At 74.7% G+C, this 17,844-nt stretch carries 15 protein-coding genes and 1 pseudogene; 6 read left to right on the top strand and 10 right to left on the bottom strand.

The features are described from left to right. Positions 1 to 6 precede the first annotated feature (6 nt). Complete coding sequence (locus ACMCNO_RS17340; RefSeq protein ID WP_412750476.1) at positions 7 to 1,401, bottom strand: cytochrome ubiquinol oxidase subunit I; 1,395 nt, start codon at positions 1,399 to 1,401, stop codon at positions 7 to 9. A gap of 114 nt (positions 1,402 to 1,515) precedes the next feature. Here ACMCNO_RS17340 and ACMCNO_RS17335 point away from each other — a divergent pair, with 114 nt between their 5' ends. Then, entirely contained in the window at positions 1,516 to 2,766 is a 1,251-nt protein-coding gene (locus tag ACMCNO_RS17335; protein ID WP_412750475.1) for an APC family permease, read from the top strand. Positions 2,767 to 2,780: 14 nt separating this feature from the next. Here ACMCNO_RS17335 and ACMCNO_RS17330 read toward each other — a convergent pair whose 3' ends face one another. The 3 genes from ACMCNO_RS17330 to ACMCNO_RS17320 all read right to left on the bottom strand — a co-directional run bounded on the left by ACMCNO_RS17330 (position 2,781) and on the right by ACMCNO_RS17320 (position 4,932). Continuing rightward, entirely contained in the window at positions 2,781 to 3,236 is a 456-nt protein-coding gene (locus ACMCNO_RS17330) for a hypothetical protein (protein ID WP_412750474.1), read from the bottom strand. 288 nt (positions 3,237 to 3,524) lie between these two features. Then, positions 3,525 to 3,794, bottom strand: coding sequence for a DUF1876 domain-containing protein (locus ACMCNO_RS17325; protein WP_412750473.1), 270 nt, complete (start codon positions 3,792 to 3,794; stop codon positions 3,525 to 3,527). 139 nt (positions 3,795 to 3,933) lie between these two features. Then, positions 3,934 to 4,932, bottom strand: coding sequence for a zinc-binding alcohol dehydrogenase family protein (locus ACMCNO_RS17320; RefSeq protein ID WP_412750472.1), 999 nt, complete (start codon positions 4,930 to 4,932; stop codon positions 3,934 to 3,936). Between the two features lie 123 nt (positions 4,933 to 5,055). Here ACMCNO_RS17320 and ACMCNO_RS17315 point away from each other — a divergent pair, with 123 nt between their 5' ends. Together ACMCNO_RS17315 and ACMCNO_RS17310 are read left to right on the top strand one after the other, a co-directional pair. Further along, complete coding sequence (locus ACMCNO_RS17315; RefSeq protein ID WP_412750471.1) at positions 5,056 to 5,259, top strand: DUF1918 domain-containing protein; 204 nt, start codon at positions 5,056 to 5,058, stop codon at positions 5,257 to 5,259. A 25-nt stretch (positions 5,260 to 5,284) separates the two neighbouring features. Further along, positions 5,285 to 5,977, top strand: coding sequence for a universal stress protein (locus tag ACMCNO_RS17310; RefSeq protein ID WP_412750470.1), 693 nt, complete (start codon positions 5,285 to 5,287; stop codon positions 5,975 to 5,977). A gap of 34 nt (positions 5,978 to 6,011) precedes the next feature. Here the strand turns inward: ACMCNO_RS17310 and ACMCNO_RS17305 are convergent, their stop codons facing one another. The 4 genes from ACMCNO_RS17305 to ACMCNO_RS17290 form a co-directional block, all read right to left on the bottom strand. Further along, positions 6,012 to 7,073 carry a glycosyltransferase family 4 protein gene (locus ACMCNO_RS17305; protein WP_412750469.1) on the bottom strand — a complete coding sequence of 354 codons (1,062 nt, stop codon included), beginning with the start codon at positions 7,071 to 7,073 and terminating at the stop codon, positions 6,012 to 6,014. A 151-nt stretch (positions 7,074 to 7,224) separates the two neighbouring features. Next, the gene (locus ACMCNO_RS17300) at positions 7,225 to 7,905 is read right to left on the bottom strand and encodes a universal stress protein (protein WP_412750468.1); all 681 of its coding nucleotides are present in this window, start codon (positions 7,903 to 7,905) and stop codon (positions 7,225 to 7,227) included. Beyond that, positions 7,905 to 10,361 carry a glycosyl hydrolase family 65 protein gene (locus ACMCNO_RS17295; protein WP_412750467.1) on the bottom strand — a complete coding sequence of 819 codons (2,457 nt, stop codon included), beginning with the start codon at positions 10,359 to 10,361 and terminating at the stop codon, positions 7,905 to 7,907. The genes ACMCNO_RS17300 and ACMCNO_RS17295 overlap by 1 nt, the downstream gene beginning before the upstream one ends. Positions 10,362 to 10,363: 2 nt before the next feature. Further along, on the bottom strand, positions 10,364 to 11,809 hold the full coding sequence (locus ACMCNO_RS17290) for a glycosyltransferase (protein ID WP_412750466.1): 1,446 nt from the start codon (positions 11,807 to 11,809) through the stop codon (positions 10,364 to 10,366). Positions 11,810 to 11,999: 190 nt separating this feature from the next. On the opposite strand from ACMCNO_RS17290, the gene ACMCNO_RS17285 reads away from it, so the two are divergent. The 3 genes from ACMCNO_RS17285 (at position 12,000) to ACMCNO_RS17275 (ending at position 16,457) form a co-directional block, all read left to right on the top strand. After that, the gene (locus ACMCNO_RS17285; RefSeq protein WP_412750465.1) at positions 12,000 to 13,610 is read left to right on the top strand and encodes a glycoside hydrolase domain-containing protein; all 1,611 of its coding nucleotides are present in this window, start codon (positions 12,000 to 12,002) and stop codon (positions 13,608 to 13,610) included. Positions 13,611 to 13,950: 340 nt separating this feature from the next. Next, on the top strand, positions 13,951 to 15,189 hold the full coding sequence (locus tag ACMCNO_RS17280) for a GAF domain-containing protein (protein ID WP_412750464.1): 1,239 nt from the start codon (positions 13,951 to 13,953) through the stop codon (positions 15,187 to 15,189). Between the two features lie 116 nt (positions 15,190 to 15,305). Further along, on the top strand, positions 15,306 to 16,457 hold the full coding sequence (locus ACMCNO_RS17275) for a site-2 protease family protein (protein ID WP_412750463.1): 1,152 nt from the start codon (positions 15,306 to 15,308) through the stop codon (positions 16,455 to 16,457). On the opposite strand, the gene ACMCNO_RS17270 is transcribed toward ACMCNO_RS17275, so the two are convergent. Together ACMCNO_RS17270 and ACMCNO_RS17265 are read right to left on the bottom strand one after the other, a co-directional pair. Then, a complete protein-coding gene (locus ACMCNO_RS17270) occupies positions 16,454 to 17,152 on the bottom strand; it encodes a dienelactone hydrolase family protein (protein WP_412753733.1) in 699 nt (232 codons plus the stop codon). The two genes, ACMCNO_RS17275 and ACMCNO_RS17270, sit on opposite strands and share 4 nt — an antisense overlap. Further along, positions 17,150 to 17,770, bottom strand: a pseudogene (locus ACMCNO_RS17265) (phosphoribosyltransferase); the annotation flags it as partial. The gene ACMCNO_RS17270 and the pseudogene ACMCNO_RS17265, both read right to left, overlap by 3 nt. Positions 17,771 to 17,844 lie beyond the last annotated feature (74 nt).

Below are 17,844 nucleotides of genomic sequence, written 5' to 3'. Positions count from 1 at the left end.
AGTTCCTCAGTACGCGAAGGCGAGCGGGCGGTCGGCGTCGGAGCCGGTGTCCTCGGGTGGCGGCTCGGGGGCTCCGGCGCGGGCGTAGCGCAGCAGCAGCCCCACCTCGACGACCGCGAGTACGCCGTAGAGCAGGCTGAGCACGCTCAGGGAGGTGGCCACCGAGGCGGCGCCAACCGACGGGGAGGCGCTCTGCGCGGTCTTGAACACCCCGAAGACGGTCCACGGCTGGCGGCCCATCTCTGTGAAGATCCAGCCGAACGAGTTGGCCAGCAGCGGCATCGCGAACGTCCACAGCGCGGCGATCCACAGCAGGCGGCTGGTGGGGGTGCGGTCGCCGCGGGTGAGCCACAGTGCCAGGGCGGCGACGAGCATGGCGAGGACCCCGAAGCCGATCATGAGACGGAAGGACCAGTAGGTGACCGGGATGGACGGCGTGTAGTCACCCGGGCCGTACGTCTGCTCGTACTCGTCTTGCAGGTTGTTGATGCCCTCGACCTGGCCGTTCGGGTCGCCGGTGGCCATGAACGACAGCAGGTGCGGGATCCGGATGCTGGCGATCTCCTCGCTGCCGTCGAGCGAGCCGATGGTGAGGATGGAGAAGCTTGCGGGTTGGGACGTGTTGTAGAGCGCCTCGGCCGCGGCCATCTTCATCGGCTGCTGCTCGGTCATGATGCGCGCCTGCAGGTCGCCGGTGACCACGACGCCGAGTCCCGCGACGAGTACCACCCAGGCGCCGAGGCGCAGGCTGGGGCGGAACACCTCCGGCTGGTTGCGGCGCCGCACGTGCCAGGCGCTGATCCCGAGCATGAAGGCGCCCGCGGTGACCATGGCCGCGGTGATGGTGTGCGGGAACGTCACCAGCGTGGTGGAGTTGGTCAGGACCGCCCCGATGCTGTGCAGCTCGGCCCGGCCGCTGGCCGGGTTGACCTCGAATCCCACGGGGTGCTGCATCCACGAGTTGGCGGCCAGGATGAAATACGCGCTGAGCCAGGTGCCGATCGCGGCCAGCCAGATGCAGGCGAGATGGACCTTCTTCGGCAGCCGATCCCACCCGAAGATCCACAGACCCAGGAATGTGGACTCGAGGAAGAACGCCAGCAGCCCCTCGATGGCCAGCGGCGCGCCGAAGATGTCCCCGACGAAGCGGGAGTAGTCACTCCAGTTCATGCCGAACTGGAACTCCTGCACGATGCCGGTGACCACCCCCATCGCGAAGTTGATCAGAAACAGCTTGCCCCAGAACTTCGTGGCCCGCAGATACTCCGGCCGCCCGGTCCGCACCCATACGGTCTGCAGTCCCGCGACCAGCATGGACAGACCGATCGTGATCGGCACGAAGAGGAAGTGGTAGACCGTGATGATGCCGAACTGCCATCGAGCGAGATCAAGCGCGTCCATGCGGCGGATCCTTCCAAAGACGTCCCCCAGAATCCTGCGATCTCCGTTCTGGTACCCGGAGGGGCGAAAGTCCCGTGCTGCGAGGTCAGGGGTCCTCCGCGTGGACGGCCGCCCGTGACGCCGGCCGGGCTGGCCCGCCGTCTGGGCACCGGCGATGCCGTGGTGGTGGGGCTCAGCGCGATGATCGGCGCGGGAGTGTTCGCGGCGTTCCCGCCCGCCGCGGCGGCGGCCGGGGGCCGCCTGCCCGCCGCGCTGGGTATCGCGGCGGTGGTGGCGTACTGCAACGCGATCTCCTCGGCTCGCCTCGCCGCCCGCTACCCCGCCTCCGGCGGCACCTATGTGTACGGCCGGCGCCGCCTCGGCGACCTGTGGGGCTTCCTGGCCGGATGGGGTTTCGTCGTCGGCAAGACCGCCTCGTGCGCGGCGATGGCGCTGACCGTCGGCGCGTACCTGGCGCCCGGGCATGCCCGGCTGTTCGCCCTGGCCGCGGTCGCGGCGCTGACCGGACTCAACCTGGTCGGGGTGCACAAGTCGATGCTGGCGGCCCGGACACTGACGGCGGCCGTGATCGCCGTGCTGCTGGCGGTCGTGGCGGCCGGTCTGGCCGGGCACGCCGCCGCCCCGGCGGGCCCCGGCGCGACGGCGTCCGGGTGGGACGTGCTGCAGGCGGCCGGGCTGCTGTTCTTCGCGTTCGCCGGGTACGCCCGCATCGCCACCCTGGGCGAGGAGGTACGCGAGCCGGAGCGCGTCATCCCCCGCGCCATCCTGTGGTCGCTGACGATCACGCTCCTGCTGTACGCCGCCGTGGCCGCCACGGTCCTGCACGTGCTCGGCCCCGCCCGGCTGGCCGCGGCCACGGCCCCGCTGGTGGACGCGGTCACGGCGGCCGGGGCACCCGGGCTGGCACCCGTGGTCCGGGCCGGGGCCGCCGCCGCGGCGCTCGGCTCCCTGCTGGCCCTGATCCTGGGGGTGTCGCGCACCGTCTTCGCGATGGCCCGCGACCGGCACCTGCCTGCGGCGCTGGACGCGGTGAGCGGGCGGCACGGGGTACCGCACCGCGCCGAGGCCGCGGTGGGCGTGGCCGTGGCGGCCCTGGTCGTCACCACGGATCTGCGCGGCGCGATCGGGTTCTCGTCGTTCGGGGTGCTGGGCTACTACGCGGTCGCGAACGCGGCGGCGTTGACGTTGCGCCGCGACGAGGGGGCGCCGTGGCGGCCGGTGCCCGTACTCGGGCTGGCCGGCTGCCTGGTGCTGGCCGCGACGCTGCCGACCGCCTCAGTGCTGCGCGGCCTGGCGGTCTTCGCGGTGGGTGCGCTCGTGTGGCTGGTCACCCGGCGGCGGGCGGTCCCGGCACCGGGCCGCTGACCGGCTCCGGCCGGTCAGAGACTGCCGAACTCGGCGCAGTTCGGCGCGTGCAGCTCGTTCGCCGCCTTGACGATGGCGCGCCCGGCGGCGGTGCTGTCGCTCTGCAGCCTGATCGCCTCGTCGGCGTCGCCGCGCTTGCTGGCCTCGGCGATCTTCCCGGCGATCTGGCCGTAGTCGTTGAGCGCCTTGACGAGGCCGGCGACCTTCTTGTCGTCCAGGGCCCCCAGATCGGTCGCCGCCTGCATGGCGGCGTCCCTGGCGAGCTGCTGGGCGACGATGGGGTCGTCGCTGATCTTGGTGTTGTTGTAGTCGTCCAGCGCCGTACGGCACAGGGCGTCCGGGCCCGGACGGGTCGCGGCGGGGGCGGCACCGGCGGCGCTGGGCGTCTCCGGCCCATTGGGCGAGGCACAGCCGGCGCCGATGGCCCCGACCAGGGCCAGGACGGCGACGAAGGATTCACGGCGGATCATGAGGGGGGCACCTCCGCGGCACTGCGGGTCAAGGCCGCCTAGGCTAGACCAGATTCTTCGGCTGTGGTGAAGCTGAAGGGCCACAATCTGTGGTCACACTCCCACGAAGCGCACATATCGGGCCGTCGAAGCAATCGAACCGTTACGAAGATCGACTGAAACGGCCACGGAGTGAGACCGTCGGAGGGAGACCACGGTTCGCCGGCGGACATCCGCTAGCGGCGAGGCGGGCCCGGCGGCCCGCCTCGCCGGGCCGGCTCAACCGACCAGGACTCAGCCGACCAGGACTCAGCCGACCAGATGCACCGGCCGGTGGGTGTACTGCTCGATGTCGCCGGCGGCGGCATCCAGCAGCTGGTGACCCAGGTCGGACAGCGCCCGGGCCACGGCCAGCTCGTCGCCGATCTCCGGGACCTCGTGATCGGACTCCCGGCGCCGTGCCACGCCCTCGCCGCGCAGCAGCGGCCGCACACCGCTGTGCAGGCGGGCCTCGGCGTACGTGCGCCGCTCGTCCGCGTTCTCGCTGATCATGATCTCGACGTTCCAGGTCTGCGCCATCGCGGGCTCCTCTCGCCGCAGCGGGCCTCCTCCCTCAGGCCGGTCTCGGCCCACGGTCAGTGTCGACCCGGTGCGCCGCCAGCCGGGACGGCCGAAGGTCACGGCGACCAGCGCCGAACGGCCCCCGGCCCGCCGGGGTTCACGGCGTGAGGACCGCCGCGCCCACGACCCGGTCGGCGGCCAGGTCGGCCAGCGCCGCGTCCGCCGCATCCATCGGGTACGGCGCGACCGTGACCGCCAGCCGGTGACCGGCCGCGAACTCGAGCAAAGCCCGCCCGTCCGCGCGGGTGTTCGACGTGACGCTGCGCAGCGTGCGCTCCTGGAACAGATGCCGCTGGTAGTCCAGCACCGGCACGTCCGAGAGGTGGATGCCCGCCACCGCCAGGGTCCCGCCCCGGTCCAGCGCCGCCAGCGCCACCGGCACGAGGTCGCCGGCCGGGGCGAACAGCACCGCCGCGTCCAGCGGCTCCGGCGGTTCGGCGTACCCGTCACCCGCGGACGCGGCACCCAGCGCGAGCGCCAGTTCCCGCGCCCGCGCGCTGCGGGTCAGCACGTGCACCCGGGCCCCCTCGGCCAGCGCCACCTGCGCGGTCAGGTGGGCGGACGCGCCGAAGCCGTAGATGCCCAGCCGCCCGCCGGGGGGCAGGTCGGCGCGGCGCAGCGCCCGGTAGCCGATGATCCCCGCACACAGCAGCGGAGCCAGCTCGGCGTCCGAGTACCCCGCGGGCAGCTCGTACGCGAAGTCCGCCCGGACCGTCGCGTAGTCGGCGTACCCGCCGTCGGCGTCCCAGCCGGTGTAGCGCGAGTGCGGGCACAGATTCTCCCGGCCGCCGCGGCAGTACCGGCACCGCCCGCAGGTCTCGCGCAGCCAGGCGATGCCCACCCGGTCCCCGGGCGCGAACCGGGTCACCCCCTCACCCACCTCGGTAACGTGCCCGACCACCTCGTGCCCGGGCACCACCGAGGGCCGGTGCACCGGCAGGTCACCGGCGGCGACGTGCAGGTCGGTACGGCACACCCCGCACGCGCTCACGTCCACCAGCAGGTCGCCCGGACCTGGGCGGGGCACGGGAGAGTCGACACGGCGCAGGGCGCCGCGGACATCCGGCCCGGGGTTGCACACCTGCCACGCCCGCACGCCGCCCACCGTAACCCGGGGCGGGGCACGGGGAACCGGGACCAATGGCCCTGCCCGCCCGGCCGGGCCCGCGCCATGCTGGCCGTGACGTCCACCGGCCCGGACAGCCCGCGGGAGGTAGAGATGAATGCGCAGGTCGGCGACCGGATCGTCCTGGAGGGAACCCACCTGGGGGACAGCCGCCGCATCGGCGAGATCCTCGCCGTCGGCCACCCGGACGGCAGCCCGCCGTACGAGGTGCGGTGGCTCGACAGCGACCGCACGACGTTGATCTTCCCGGGTCCGGAGGCCCACATCACGCCCAGGGTCGCCGCGGCGCGGCACTGAGGTACCGCCGCACGGGAGGCCCCCCATGAACGCCACCGCCGCACCGACCGTCCAGGCGCAGCCCAACAGGACCGCGGCGGAGATCCTCGCCGAGTTGCGCCGCCGCTTCGCCGAGGTACCGGTGTCGTACGAAGCCATGCCGGAGGGGGCCGGCCCGGCGCCCGCCGCGACGGCACGGGCCGGATGGCACGTCGTCGGAGTCCGCCGGAGTGGGTCCACCACCCACGAGCGGTGCCCGGTGCTCGTCTACGGCCCTGAGCCGCCGAGCGCAGGCCGGGCGGTCGTGGCGGCGGTCGACGACGACAGCTGCCCGGGCTGCGTGATCGCCTACGCCGACGCCGAGGCGCGACGGCTGGGTGTACCGCTGCGCGCGGTCTACGCGTGGACGGAGGCCGGGTCCGCGGTGACCGGCGGTTACCGGCTGAGCCGCCACGACCGCATGTCGGACGCGGACCGGCTGCTGACCTCGATCCTCTACGACCACCTGCCCGCGGACGCGGCCGACGCCGTGGAACGGCAGATCCTGCACGACACCGACCCGGCGCACGCGCTCGTCTCGCTCAGCCAGGAGGCGTCGCTGCTGGTGGTGGCGGCGGGCAGCCACCACGCGGGCGAGGTCCTCGGCCACATTCCGCGCGCACTGCTGGGCCGCACGGCCTGCCCGCTGGCGGTGCTGCCCACCGGCAACCCGCAGGCGCCGTACCCGGACGTCGGGTGACGGACCGCGGCGCGTGACGGGCCCGGGGCAGGAGTCACGCGGGGACGGGGCAGGCCCGCGGCGGCGGGACATCCCGCGTGCCGGCGAGGATGCCGGCGTAGAGGCGTTCGTGGTCGCGGGCCATGCGTTCGCGGGAGAAGCGGCGAACGGCTGCGTCCCGGCACGCCCGCCGGTCGATGCCGGGCAGCCGCGCGACCGCGGCGGTCATCTCCTCGTCGCTGTGGCACACGAAGCCGGTCCGGCCGTGCTCGACGATCTCCGGCGCGGCCCCGCACGCGGTGGTGATCACGGGAGTGCCGCACGCCAGTGCCTCCGCCATGACCAGCCCGAACGGCTCGGGCCAGGCGATCGGGTTCAGCAGGGCGGTCGCCTCCCGCAGCAGGCCGAGACAGCCCTGCGGGCTCTGTTCGGCGGGCTCGGGGTCGCCGGGCGCCATCAGGGGCCGGACCTCCCGCTCGTAGTACGCGCGTTCGGCGGGCTCCCAGATCTTGGTGACGATCCGCAGCGGCAGCCCGGCGCGCCGGGCGATCCGGACCGCCCGGTGCACCCCTTTGTCGGGGCACATGCGCCCGAGGAACAGCAGGTAGCCACCGGCGCCCGCGCCGCAGCGGTATCGGTCGAGGTCGATGCCGTGGTGGATGACCGCGGCGACCCGAAGCCCCGCACCCTGCCGGGCCTGGGCCCGGGAGATCGCGACGATGTGGGCCGTGCGGGCGATCTCGGCGAAGATCCGGCGTGGCATGGCGGTGAACGGCCCGTGGCTGGTGACCACGACCGGGGGCAACTCGCCCGCGCGCCGCCCGGCCAGCAGGGGTCCGAGCACGGTGTGGTCGTGGATGAGGTCCATCCGTGCCAGCTCCCGGTACGCGGCCAGCACGTGCGCCGCCTCCGCCATGGTGTCCCCGATGGGGAGCACCGCCTGCGGGAAGAGCGACCCCCGGGGCACCGGACAGGTGGACTCGCCGACGGTGAACAGCCGCACCTCGTGCCCGAGCTCGCTCAGCCCGCGGGCCAGGTTGTCCACGACCGCCTCGGTGCCGCCGTAGCCGACCGGCGGCACGGGGACCCACGGCGGGGCGATCAGTCCGATCCTCATCGCAGCCTCCTCGTCACGACCGCCGGACCACGGGCGCCCCACGGCCCCGGGCCCGGCCCGGACACGCGGCGCGCAGCCCGGCAGAGGTACCGATACCCCTGGTCCGGCTCCGATACGCGGGTCGCGAGACACAGGAAGGAGCAGAGTTCACCTATCGGCTGAAAACGGGTATCAGGGCGACCGGCATGGTGGCCTCCGCGACCGTGCGGCGGACCGTCCCCGCGCGGCCCGGGCCGAGCCGCTGCGACCACGCCAGCGCGATGAGGTCGACCCGTTCGGCGTCCGCCACGTCGATGACATGCTCGCCCGCGACCCCGCTGCGCAGGTGCAGCCGCACTCCGGGGATCCCGCAATGCCGGGCCAGGAACTCCTGCTCCCAGCACTGCCGGGCGTGCGCGGCCTGATCCCAGTACGCCGGCACGGTGCCCGCGTCGAAGACGTGCAGCACGATCAGTTCGAGACCCGCACCGGCGCACACCTGCACCATCTCGGCGACCGCCTCCGCCGCCACGGCGCTGCCGTCGAGCGGGATGAGGATGCGGTCGATGCGTTCCGGCACCCGGCCCTTCTCCGGCACCAGGACCAGTGGCTGAGGGGCACCCTGCAGCAGGGCATCCCAGCCCGCGTCGTCCACCGCATCGCGGGCCACCACCGCCGCGACCGCGTCGGGGGCCCGCAACGCGGCGAGGATCTGCGCGGCGTCGGCGGTGTTCCGGCCCGCCAGATCGAGCCGGCGGACCTCGGCACGCAGCAGCGCGGCCATCGCGTCGGCGACCGGATCCACCGACGCGCCGTCGACCCCCGGCCGGACCGCGGCCAGCACATGCGACATCACGGCGCTCCCTCCCGCGCGGCGGCCAGCCGCGCAGTTCCCCGGACCAACATCGGCGGGCGCCCGGGCACCCGTACCCGCAGCGGCGCGTCCGTCCGGATCTCGATGGCGTCCCGGGACAGGCGCAGCCGCACGCGGCGGCGCAGGCACCGGAAGCGCACCTCCAGGGCATTCCACGCGTCCGGCAGGCACGGGTCGACCCGCAACGCCCCCGATTCCACCCTCACCCCGGCGAAACCCAGCAGGACCGCCTGCCACACTCCGCCCAGCGTGGCCATGTGCAACCCGGCGGCGGTCGTGCCGGTGGCGTCCTCGACGTCGAGCCGCAGCGCCAGCCGCAGCAGCGCGAGGGCGGCATCCGGGCGCCGGTCACGGGCCAGCAGGGCGGCGCTGAGCGCCGGGGACAGCGATGAGCCGTGCGAGGTGCGCGGACCGTAGAAGTCCAGGTTCGCCCCGAGCGAACCCGGCCGGGTCTCCTGCGGCACGAGGTGGTGCAGCATCAGCACGTCCGGCTGCTTGATCAGCTGGGAGCGGGCCACCCGGTCACGGCCCAGCAGCACGTCGGCGGCCAGTGGCGGCGACGCCAGATCGGTCGCGAGCAGCGGCTCCAGCCCGTCGTACCCGGCGAACTGCTCGTACCGGCCGGTGGCCGGGTCGTAGCCGTCGACCAGCCGGTCGGCCAGGTCGGACCAGACCCCGCGCTCACCGTCGGCGGCGGCGGCCGGGCCGAGCGCCGCGGCCGCGCGCAGGTTCCACCGCGCCATCACATTGGTGTACGCGTTGTCGTCGACCTCCTCGTGGTACTCGTCCGGCCCGATGACCCTGTCGATGTGCGCCCGCCCGGCCGCGTCGGTGCGCACCCGCGACGCCCAGTACCGGGCGGTCTCGACCAGCAGCGGACGCCACGCGCCGGTGAGCAGGTCCGTGCGGCCCGACCAGGTCGCCGCGTGCACGGCCCCCCACGCCACGTCCGCGGTGATGTGCTCCTCCAGCTCCCCGGTGCGGATCACCACCGGCTCGCCGCCGACGTAGCCGCTGCGCGGTGTCACGTCGCGCCCGGAGGCGGCCGACTCCCACGGGAACCGGGCCCCCCGGCGGCCGCACTCCGCGGCGGCGGCCCGGGCGGCGTCGAGCCGGTGCAGCCGGTAGCGCACCATCGCGGCGGCGGCCTCGGGATCCATGCTGACCAGCGCGGGCAGCACGAACACGTCGGCGTCCCAGAAGACGTGCCCGGCATAGCCGGACCCGGAGATCCCCCGGGCGCCCACCGCGGACTCGTCGTGGCGCCCGGCGGCGCACCACAGCTGGAACAGCGCGAAGCGCACCCCCCGCTGGACTTCCGGGTCGTCCGGGATCCGTACGTCGACGCGCCGCCACCGGCGCGCCCACGCGGCCCGGTGCTCCGCCAGCAGGTGCTCGAAGCCGTCCGCCTGGGCCGCCCGCAACGCCGCGACCACGGCCGGGGACGGGCCGTACGGATCACGGCCGAAGACCGCGAACCGGTCCACGACGTGCCGGGTTCCTCCGGTGTGGCACTGCTGGGCGGCGACCGCGGTGATGCCCTGCCCGGCCGGCGCGGCGACCCGGGCCCAGTGGTATCCGTCCGCGACGCCGCAGCCGGCCTCCACCGCGTCGGCGGCTGCGGGCAGGCACAGCGCCGGTCCCGCGGCCAGCCGGCCCGGCGGGCCCTCCATCCGCGCGGCGGCCAACCCGGGGCGGGTGACGTCGACCAGCCGCAGGGTACGCACGGTCGCGTCCGGACCGGACTCGCGCCGGTACACCACCCCGGTGCGCAGGTCCAGAATGCGGACATCCTCGGTGGGCGGCGGGTGCAGCTCCAGCGCCGTCCAGCACGGTCCGGGCAGCAGATGGGCCGACGGCCCGTCGCCGGTGTACACGCCGTCGGCGAGCGTCAGCGGCACCGCGCCCGGTCCGTCCTCCTCGACCGCGCCCCGGGTGCCGAACCCGGCGGCGCCCAGGGTGAACAGCGCCTCCGTGACCCGGCGGCGGCGCGGGTCGGCGCCGGTCTCCCGCAGCGTCCACGCCGGATCCTCGTCCACCGCGGGCACCCGCCGGTCGCGGCGCCGGATGAGCTGCTCGTCCAGGGCGGCCAGCAGGGCGGCCCAGCCGCTCGGCTCGGCCGGACCGGTGGTCAGCGGCCCCACGGCGACGGCCACGGTACGCGCCGCCGCGGGCCCGAGCGGCGCCGCGTCCGCGTCGGCCGCCCCGGTGTCGCCGCGCAGCAACAACACCAGTCCCGGACCGATCCCGCGCCGCGCCAGCCGCTTCAGCACGTGCGCGACCGGCCCGTCCGCCGCGGGCAGCACCCGCACCTCGACCTGGACCGCGGCCAGCTCGGCGATGCGCCGCCGCAGCCCGACGGCCTCGACACGAGCGGCCAGCCGGTCCGGATCGTCGGTCACCACGATCACCGCCTCGGCGGTGCGGTCGAGCACCGTCAGCCGCCGGGCACGGCGCTCCGCAGCGCCGTGAGCAGCTCGGCGTAGCGCAGCAGGTGCAGGTCGCCGACGAATGCGGCCCGCACCCGCTCGTGGGCGGCCATGCCGAGCGCCTCCCGGGTGACCGGATCGGACAGCAGCCCGCACAGTGCCGTTCCGAACGCGGCCAGGTCGGACGGGTCGGGCACCAGCACGCCGGTGCCGTCGGTGATCTGGTCGGGAATGCCGCCGACCGCGGACGCCACCACCGGGCGTCCCTTCCACATCGCCTCGGCGACCGTGAGCCCGAACCCCTCGGCGAGACTCTTCTGGGTCACCACCGCGGCGTGCCGCTGCAACGCGTTGACCAGTACGGCGTTCTCGGTGACGTCGTCGACCGGCAGCGAGGCCAGCACGATCCGCTCCCGTACGGGCCGGGGCAGCTCCCGCCACTGCTGCACGCATGCGGCGCGTATCAGGGCGCCCTCGGGGTCGTCGCTGACCAGCGCCGGGCCCGCCAGCACGAGCCGTCCCGGGACGTACGGGACGACGTGCTCGGCGAAGGCGCGCATCACCCCGGCCATGTCCTTGAGCGGATCCCACCGCGACACCTGCACGACCAGCGGCTCGTCCGGGCCAGGCAGGCTCTCGGCGACCACCGTGGCCCGGCGCGCGATCAAGCCCGTGCTGCCGTCGGGGCGGGCGTACACCGGCGGGCCCGTCACCGGCGCGTCGATCAACCCGGCGCCGGCCAGCAGCGCGCGCACCGTGGCCGGGGCCAGCTCCTGGTTCTTGGGCGCGAACGGGTCGATCGACGGGGTGATGATCCGGGTCCGCTCGGCGGGCAGCCAGGCCGGGACGAACGCGCGCCGGGAGAACACGTACGCGTCCGCATGCTGCAGGTACGGCCGCAGAAAGTCCCAGCCCTCCCAGGTGGCCGCGTTCTGCAGGTCCGTGCCGATGTGGCTGCGCCACACCACGTGCACCCCGGCATGGGTGAGCCACGGCGCCAGCCCCGCGGTCTGCGGGTCGTGCAGCAGCACGATGTCGCCGGGATGGACGCGGCCGAGCAGGTCCTGGGCGTTGGCGGCCAGCACGTCCTCGTAGTGGGCCACGGAGTCCGGGCCGAGCGTCAACCGGCCGGGGAAGCCGTGCAGCAGGTGATGCAGATGCTTGGTGACCGTGTAGAACTCGGGATCGCCGCTGATCACCAGCCACCGGATGTCCAGGTCGAGGTCGCGCACGTACCCGACCAGGGCGTGCAACATCTCCGCGACGCCGCCGCCGGACGCGGTGGAGCTGACGGTCCAGATCGTGTGGCCCGCGAACCGGGCCCGGAAGTCGCGCGCCGCGCTCATCAGCCGGGCGTGGCGTTGCTCGCCCACCACGGAGGCCAGCATCGCCACCGGGCGTGCGGTCGCGTGCACCGCGCTGAGGCGGCCGGTGGGGCTGATCGTCGTGGTCATGGGGACACCCCCGGGCAGTGGCCTGCCTCCAGGCTCGCGCGCGGCGAGGCGCCGCTCACAGGGCTGAACGGCCGTGCGTGCGCCGGGACTTTGGTCCCGCGGTACCTGCCATCAGGGACGTTCGGCCCCTGTCCGCCGGAGGCCACCGATGGTTGTCTGGTAAAAGGGTCGATTCTCGTGTGAGGTTCCCATGCCTGCCCCGAGTGGCGCGGCCGCCCCGTGCGGCACGCCGCGCCGCCACCAACCGAGGCGACCGTTGCGCGCCACGATCACCGCCATCGTGCTCGCGACGGCCGTCGCGGTCGCGCCTCCCGCTGCCGCGGCTCCCGCCCCGGGCACATTCACCGGCTACGGCTTCGACGCCTGCACCGCCCCGCCGAGCGCGACGATGGACGCCTGGCTGGCGTCGCCGTACCGGGCGGTCGGGATCTACTTCGGCGGCAACAACCGCGCCTGCGCCCAGCCCGAGCTGACCCCCGACTGGGTGGCCCACCAGCAGGCCGCGGGCTGGCATCTGCTGCCGATCTACCTCGGCCCGCAGGCGTCGTGCACCACCTCGAACAAGCGGAACAAGATCGACAACAGTCAGGCGGCGGCGCAGGGACGGGCCGCCGCGGACGACGCGGCCACCCAGGCCGCCGCGCTCGGGCTGAGCGCGGCGAGCGTGCTGATCTACGACATGGAGGCGTACCGCACGGACGACGCCGCCTGCCGGACGGGGGTGCTGGCCTTCATCAGCGCGTGGACGGCCCGGCTGCACGATCGGGGCTACCTGTCCGGCTTCTACTCCAGCATGGGTTCCGGGGTCGCCGACCAGGTGGCCAACTACCGGGCCGCCGGGTACGTGCGCCCCGACTACCTGGACTTCGCCCGGTGGGACGGCGTCGCCACGGTCACCGACGCGGCCATCCCGAGCGCCTACTGGTCACCGCACCGCCGGATGAAGCAGTACCGCGGCGGCCACCCGGAGACGTACGGCGGAGTCACCATCGACATCGACAACGACTATGTGGACTTCGCTCCCCTGCCGTCGGCCAGGTTCGCCGACTTCAACCGCAACGGCTGGTCCGATCTGCTGGCCCGCACCACGTCCACCGGCACCCTGGTGCTGTACCCGGGCAACGGCACCTACCTGGACACCACCGCCGCCCGTACGCTGGGCAGCGGCTGGGGTGCGATGAACGCGATCGTCCGGATCGGCGATCTGAACCGCGACGGCCGCGAAGACGTCGTGGCGCGGCAGAGTTCCACCGGCGACCTGTGGTTCTACCCCGGCACCGGCGCGGGCTTCGGCACCCGCAAGCGGATCGGCACCGGGTGGAACGCCCTGCGCGAGATCACCGCGATCGGCGACTTCAACCGCGACGGCTACCCCGACCTGCTGGCCGTGCAGACCAGCAACAGGAATCTCTACCTTTACCCCGGCCGGGCCGGGACCACGCTGGGCCCCCGGGTACGGGTCGGCACCGGCGGCTGGGACACCATGAGCGAGTTGACCGGAGTCGGTGACTTCGACCGCAACGGCGTACCGGATCTGATCGCCCGGGTGACCGCCAACGGGACGCTGCAGTTCTACTCGGGACGCTCCGGTGGCTTCGCCGCGCGGCGGCAGCTCGGCACCAGCTGGGACACCATGCGCGACCTGGTCGGCGTGGGTGACTTCAACCGCGACGGCTACCTGGACCTCGCCGCGGTGCAGAAGTCGACCAACTACGTCTTCCTGTACCCGGGCAACGGCAGCACCCTGCAGGCCCGCATCCGGGTCGCCACCGGCTTCTCCGGGCGAGCGCCGCTGTTGTGAACCGGCCGGTGCGCGCGGGCGCTGCGTGACACCTCCGACCCGCCTCCAGGCGGGCTGACGGGCAGAGCGGGCGGTCTCGGCGGGCCGGCGGGCGGTCTCGGCGGGCCGGCGGGCGGTCTCGGCGAGCCGGCGGGCGGGCCTGGTGGATCGATGAGCGGACCGAGGCACGGGTTCATGGCAGCCTCCGACCGCAGTGTCCGGCCGCAGGCCGGGACCGCGCCAGGGCCACCGGGCCCGGACCGCGCGGTAACTTGGCGTGGGCCGGATGTTCCCCACAGGCGGCCAAGGGTGCCAGACTGGTCGAATCAGGCAAACCTCGTGCACGGACGAGGAGCGCACGATGACGTCAGACGAGGCCGGCCCGGGGCGGCTGGGCACGCTGCTGCACGGCTACCTCGAGGTCGCCCGGGCCGACGACCTCGACGATGTGCTCCGGCACCTCGTCGAGTCCGCCAAGTGCCTGGCGGGCGCCCGCTACGCCGCGCTGGGTGTGGTCGCCCAGGGAACGCTTGTCCGTTTCATCCACGCCGGCATCGACGAGGGGGCGCGCGAACGGATCGGCTGCCTGCCCGAGGGCAAAGGGCTGCTCGGCCTGCTCATGGAACGTCCGGAGCCGCTGCGCCTGGCCGACATCGCCGAGCACGTCCGGTCGGTCGGCTTCCCGGAGCACCACCCGCCGATGCGGTCCTTCCTCGGCGTGCCCGTACGGGTCGGCCCGCGGATCTTCGGCCACCTGTACCTGACCGAGAAGCAGGGCGCCGCGGAGTTCACCAGCGACGACGAGCAGCTCGTGGTGGCCCTGGCCGCCGCGGCCGGGGTGGCGATCGAGAACGCCACCCTGCTGGTGGAGGGCCGGCGCCGGCAGGCCTTCCACGCGGCCATGGCGCAGGCGGCGACGGAGCTGCTGGCCGGGGCGGAGGCCGACACGGCGCTGTGCCGCTTCGGCCACGTCGCCCAGGAGACCCTGCGGGCCGCGGGCGCGGTCGCGGCCATCCCGGCCGACGACGACCCGGACACGATGCTGGTGGCGGTCGCCGACGGCATCTTCCGGCCCTGGCGGGGTGCCCGCGTGACTCTGCCGGACTCCGTGCTCGGCGACGCGGTCACCCGGGGCGGTCTCGCCGTGGCGGACGCCGACCGGCTGCCCACCGGGCCGCCCCTGCCGAGCGCGGTGGGCCAGTCGATGGCCGTACCGCTGGTCGCCGACCGGGATCTCACCGGGGTGCTGCTGGTCTCGCGCCGGGCCGGCGCCGAGGTGTTCGACGCGCTCGACCGGGAGATCATGGCGGCGCTGGCCGCGCAGGCCGGGCTGGTGTTACGCCTGGCCCGCGCGCGCGAGGACACCGAGGTGCTGCGGCTGCTGGAGGACCGCCAGCAGATCGGTGAGGAGCTGCGCAGCCGGGCGATCCACCGGTTGTTCCGGCACGGCCTGGCGCTGCAGTGCCTGGCCACCCGGCTCTCCCCGCCGGCCTACCGGGACAAGCTGCAGGACCAGATCGAGGAGGTCGACGGCATCATCCGCGACATCCGGGACACCGTCCTGTCGCTGGAGGGACTTCCGGGCTCTCCGGCTCCCTGACGCGCCGACGCGGCCCGCGGCGGCGCCGACTCCCCCGAGGCAACGACGCGGCACCCGGGACCTCCGGGCGCGACCCGCCCCCGACGGACCGTGCGGGGGGAACGGAGGCGAATCCCATGCGCCAGAACCTGCGGCTGGGCCAGATCGCCGGAATCCCGGTGGGCATGCACTGGTCGGTGCTGCTCATTCTGCTGCTGCTGACCCAGGGGGTCGCGAGCGCGTTGCTGCCGGTGGCCGCCGCCGGGTACGCCGCCGCCGCGTACTGGCTGGTGGCCGTGGCGCTGGCCGGGCTGTTCCTGGCCGCGCTGCTCGGGCACGAACTCGCCCACGCCCTCACCGCGCGGCACTTCGGCGTCCGGGTCAAGGCGATCACCCTGTGGCTGCTCGGCGGGGTGTCCGAACTGGACGGCAACCCCCCGCATCCCCGCGCCGACCTGCTGATCGCCCTGGCCGGCCCGCTGGCCAGCCTGGCCGCCTCGGGGCTCTTCGCGGGCGCCGCCTGGCTGGCCGCGCTGGCCGGTCTCGCACCGCTGCATGTCGGCCTGGTCTGGCTGGCCGCGCTCAACGCGCTCACGGCGGTGTTCAACCTGCTGCCCGGCGCCCCGCTGGACGGCGGACGGGTGGTCACGGCGCTGGTGTGGTGGCGGCGCGGCGACCGGGCGGCGGCCCGGCGGGCAGCAGCCCGGGCCGGGCAGGTCACCGGCGGCCTGGTGGCCGGTGGCGGGCTGGCGGCGGTGCTCGTGTCGGGCTCGCTCGGCGGGTTGTGGCTGATGCTGCTGGGCTGGTTCCTGGCCACCACCGCGGGAGCCGAGGCCGCGGACGTGCGGCTCACCACCGCGCTGGAGGGCATCGACGTGGCGCGGGTGATGACCGCTCCCCCGGTGTGCGGGTACGCCGGTCAGCCGGTCGCCGCGTTCATCGCCGCGGTGGCGGCGGGACACCCGCACCGGGCGTACCCGGTGGTCGGCCTGGACGGGGCGCTGACCGGTCTGGTCACCCTGCCCCGGCTGGCCGCGGTGCCCGGGCCGCAGCGGGCCACCACCCGGCTCGCGGACGTACGCGTGCCGCTGGCCCGGGTCCGGGTGATCGCGCCGGACACCCCGCTGGTGGGCGCGCTGGGCGTGCTCGGCGACCCGTACCGGCTGGCCGTGGTCACGGACGGCGGCCGCCCGTGCGGCGTGCTCAGCCCGGGCGACGTACGCCGCGCGCTGGACGTGGCCGAGCTGGGCGGGGTGCCGGACCGGGGACGCGGCGCCGAGATCCTCTAGGGAGTGGCGGCCGCGGGCACGGTGTCCGCCGCGAGATGGTCGGTGAACCATTCCGCGGCGGCCGCCGCGACCACGTCGAGCGCGCCCGGCTCCTCGAACAGGTGCCCGGCGCCCGGGACCACGGCCAGGCGGTTCGGGCAGTGCAGCCGGCGCCGCGCATCCCGGTTGAGTTCCAGCACGACGTGGTCGTCCCCGCCCACGATCAGCAGGGTGGGCGCGTGCACCTCGGCCAGCCGGTCCCCGGCCAGGTCCGGCCGTCCACCGCGGGACACCACCGCGGCGATGTCCGTACCCAGGGTGGCCGCCGCGGCCAGCGCCGCGGCGCCGCCGGTGCTGGCGCCGAACAACCCCACCGGAAGGGCGCCGGCCGGCGAGTGCCCGCGCAGCCAGGTGACCGCGTCCAGCAACCGCCCGGCCAGCAGGCCGATGTCGAAGACGTTGCTGCGCTGGCCCGCCTCGGGCTCGGTGAGCAGGTCGAACAGCAGGGTGCCCAGGGCGGCGCCGTGCAGCACCTCGGCCACGTGCCGGTTGCGGGGGCTGGTGTGGCCGCTGCCGGAGCCGTGCGCGAACACCACGACTCCCCGGGCACCGGCCGGGACGGTCAGGCGGCCCGGCAGCGGGATCCCCCCGGCGTCCACGACCACGTCGGCGTCGTACGCCGGGCGCGGCGCGGCGGCGTGGCGCGACTCCGCCAGCAACGCGGTGACCTCGGCGTCGGGGGTCTGGGCGAAGTCGTCGTAGAACTGCCCGACCGCGCCGAACAGCGTGGGGTGCAGCAGGCTCACCACCTCGTCGGCCGCACCGCCGAGGGATTCGACCGCCTCCGCGGGAGCCACCGGCACGGCCACCATCACCCGCGCGGCACCCGCCGCCCGGGCGATGCGGCATGCGGCGCGGGCGGTGGCCCCGGTCGCCACGCCGTCGTCCACCACGATCGCGGTACGCCCGGCCAGCGGCACCCGGGCCCGGTGCCCGCGCAGCGCCTGCACCCGGTCGCGTACCTCGTCTCGGGCCTGGTCCTGGGCGGCCCGCAGCTCGGCCTGGCTCACCCCGAGGGCCCGTACGAGTCCCACGTTGACGACGCCCTCACCGTCCTCCCCGACCGCGCCGAGGGCCAGTTCCGGCTGTCCGGGCGCACCGACCTTGCGCACGACGATGACGTCGAGCGGAGCGCCCAGCCCGCGCGCCACCTCGGCGGCCACGGGCACGCCGCCACGGGGCAGGCCGAGAACGACGATGTCGTCGCGGCCACGCAGCGGGCGCAGTTCCGCGGCGAGCCGGCGACCGGCGTCGATGCGATCACGGAAGGACATATACGGACCCCCTGCCTCAACACCACGGCAAGGTCCATCGCATACCCGGCGCGCACCAGCGAACAGGGCCGTAC

The organism is Krasilnikovia sp. M28-CT-15 (assembly GCF_047159595.1).
Taxonomy (GTDB): Bacteria; Actinomycetota; Actinomycetes; order Mycobacteriales; family Micromonosporaceae; genus Actinoplanes.
This window is presented reverse-complemented; position numbering and strand designations above follow the sequence as displayed.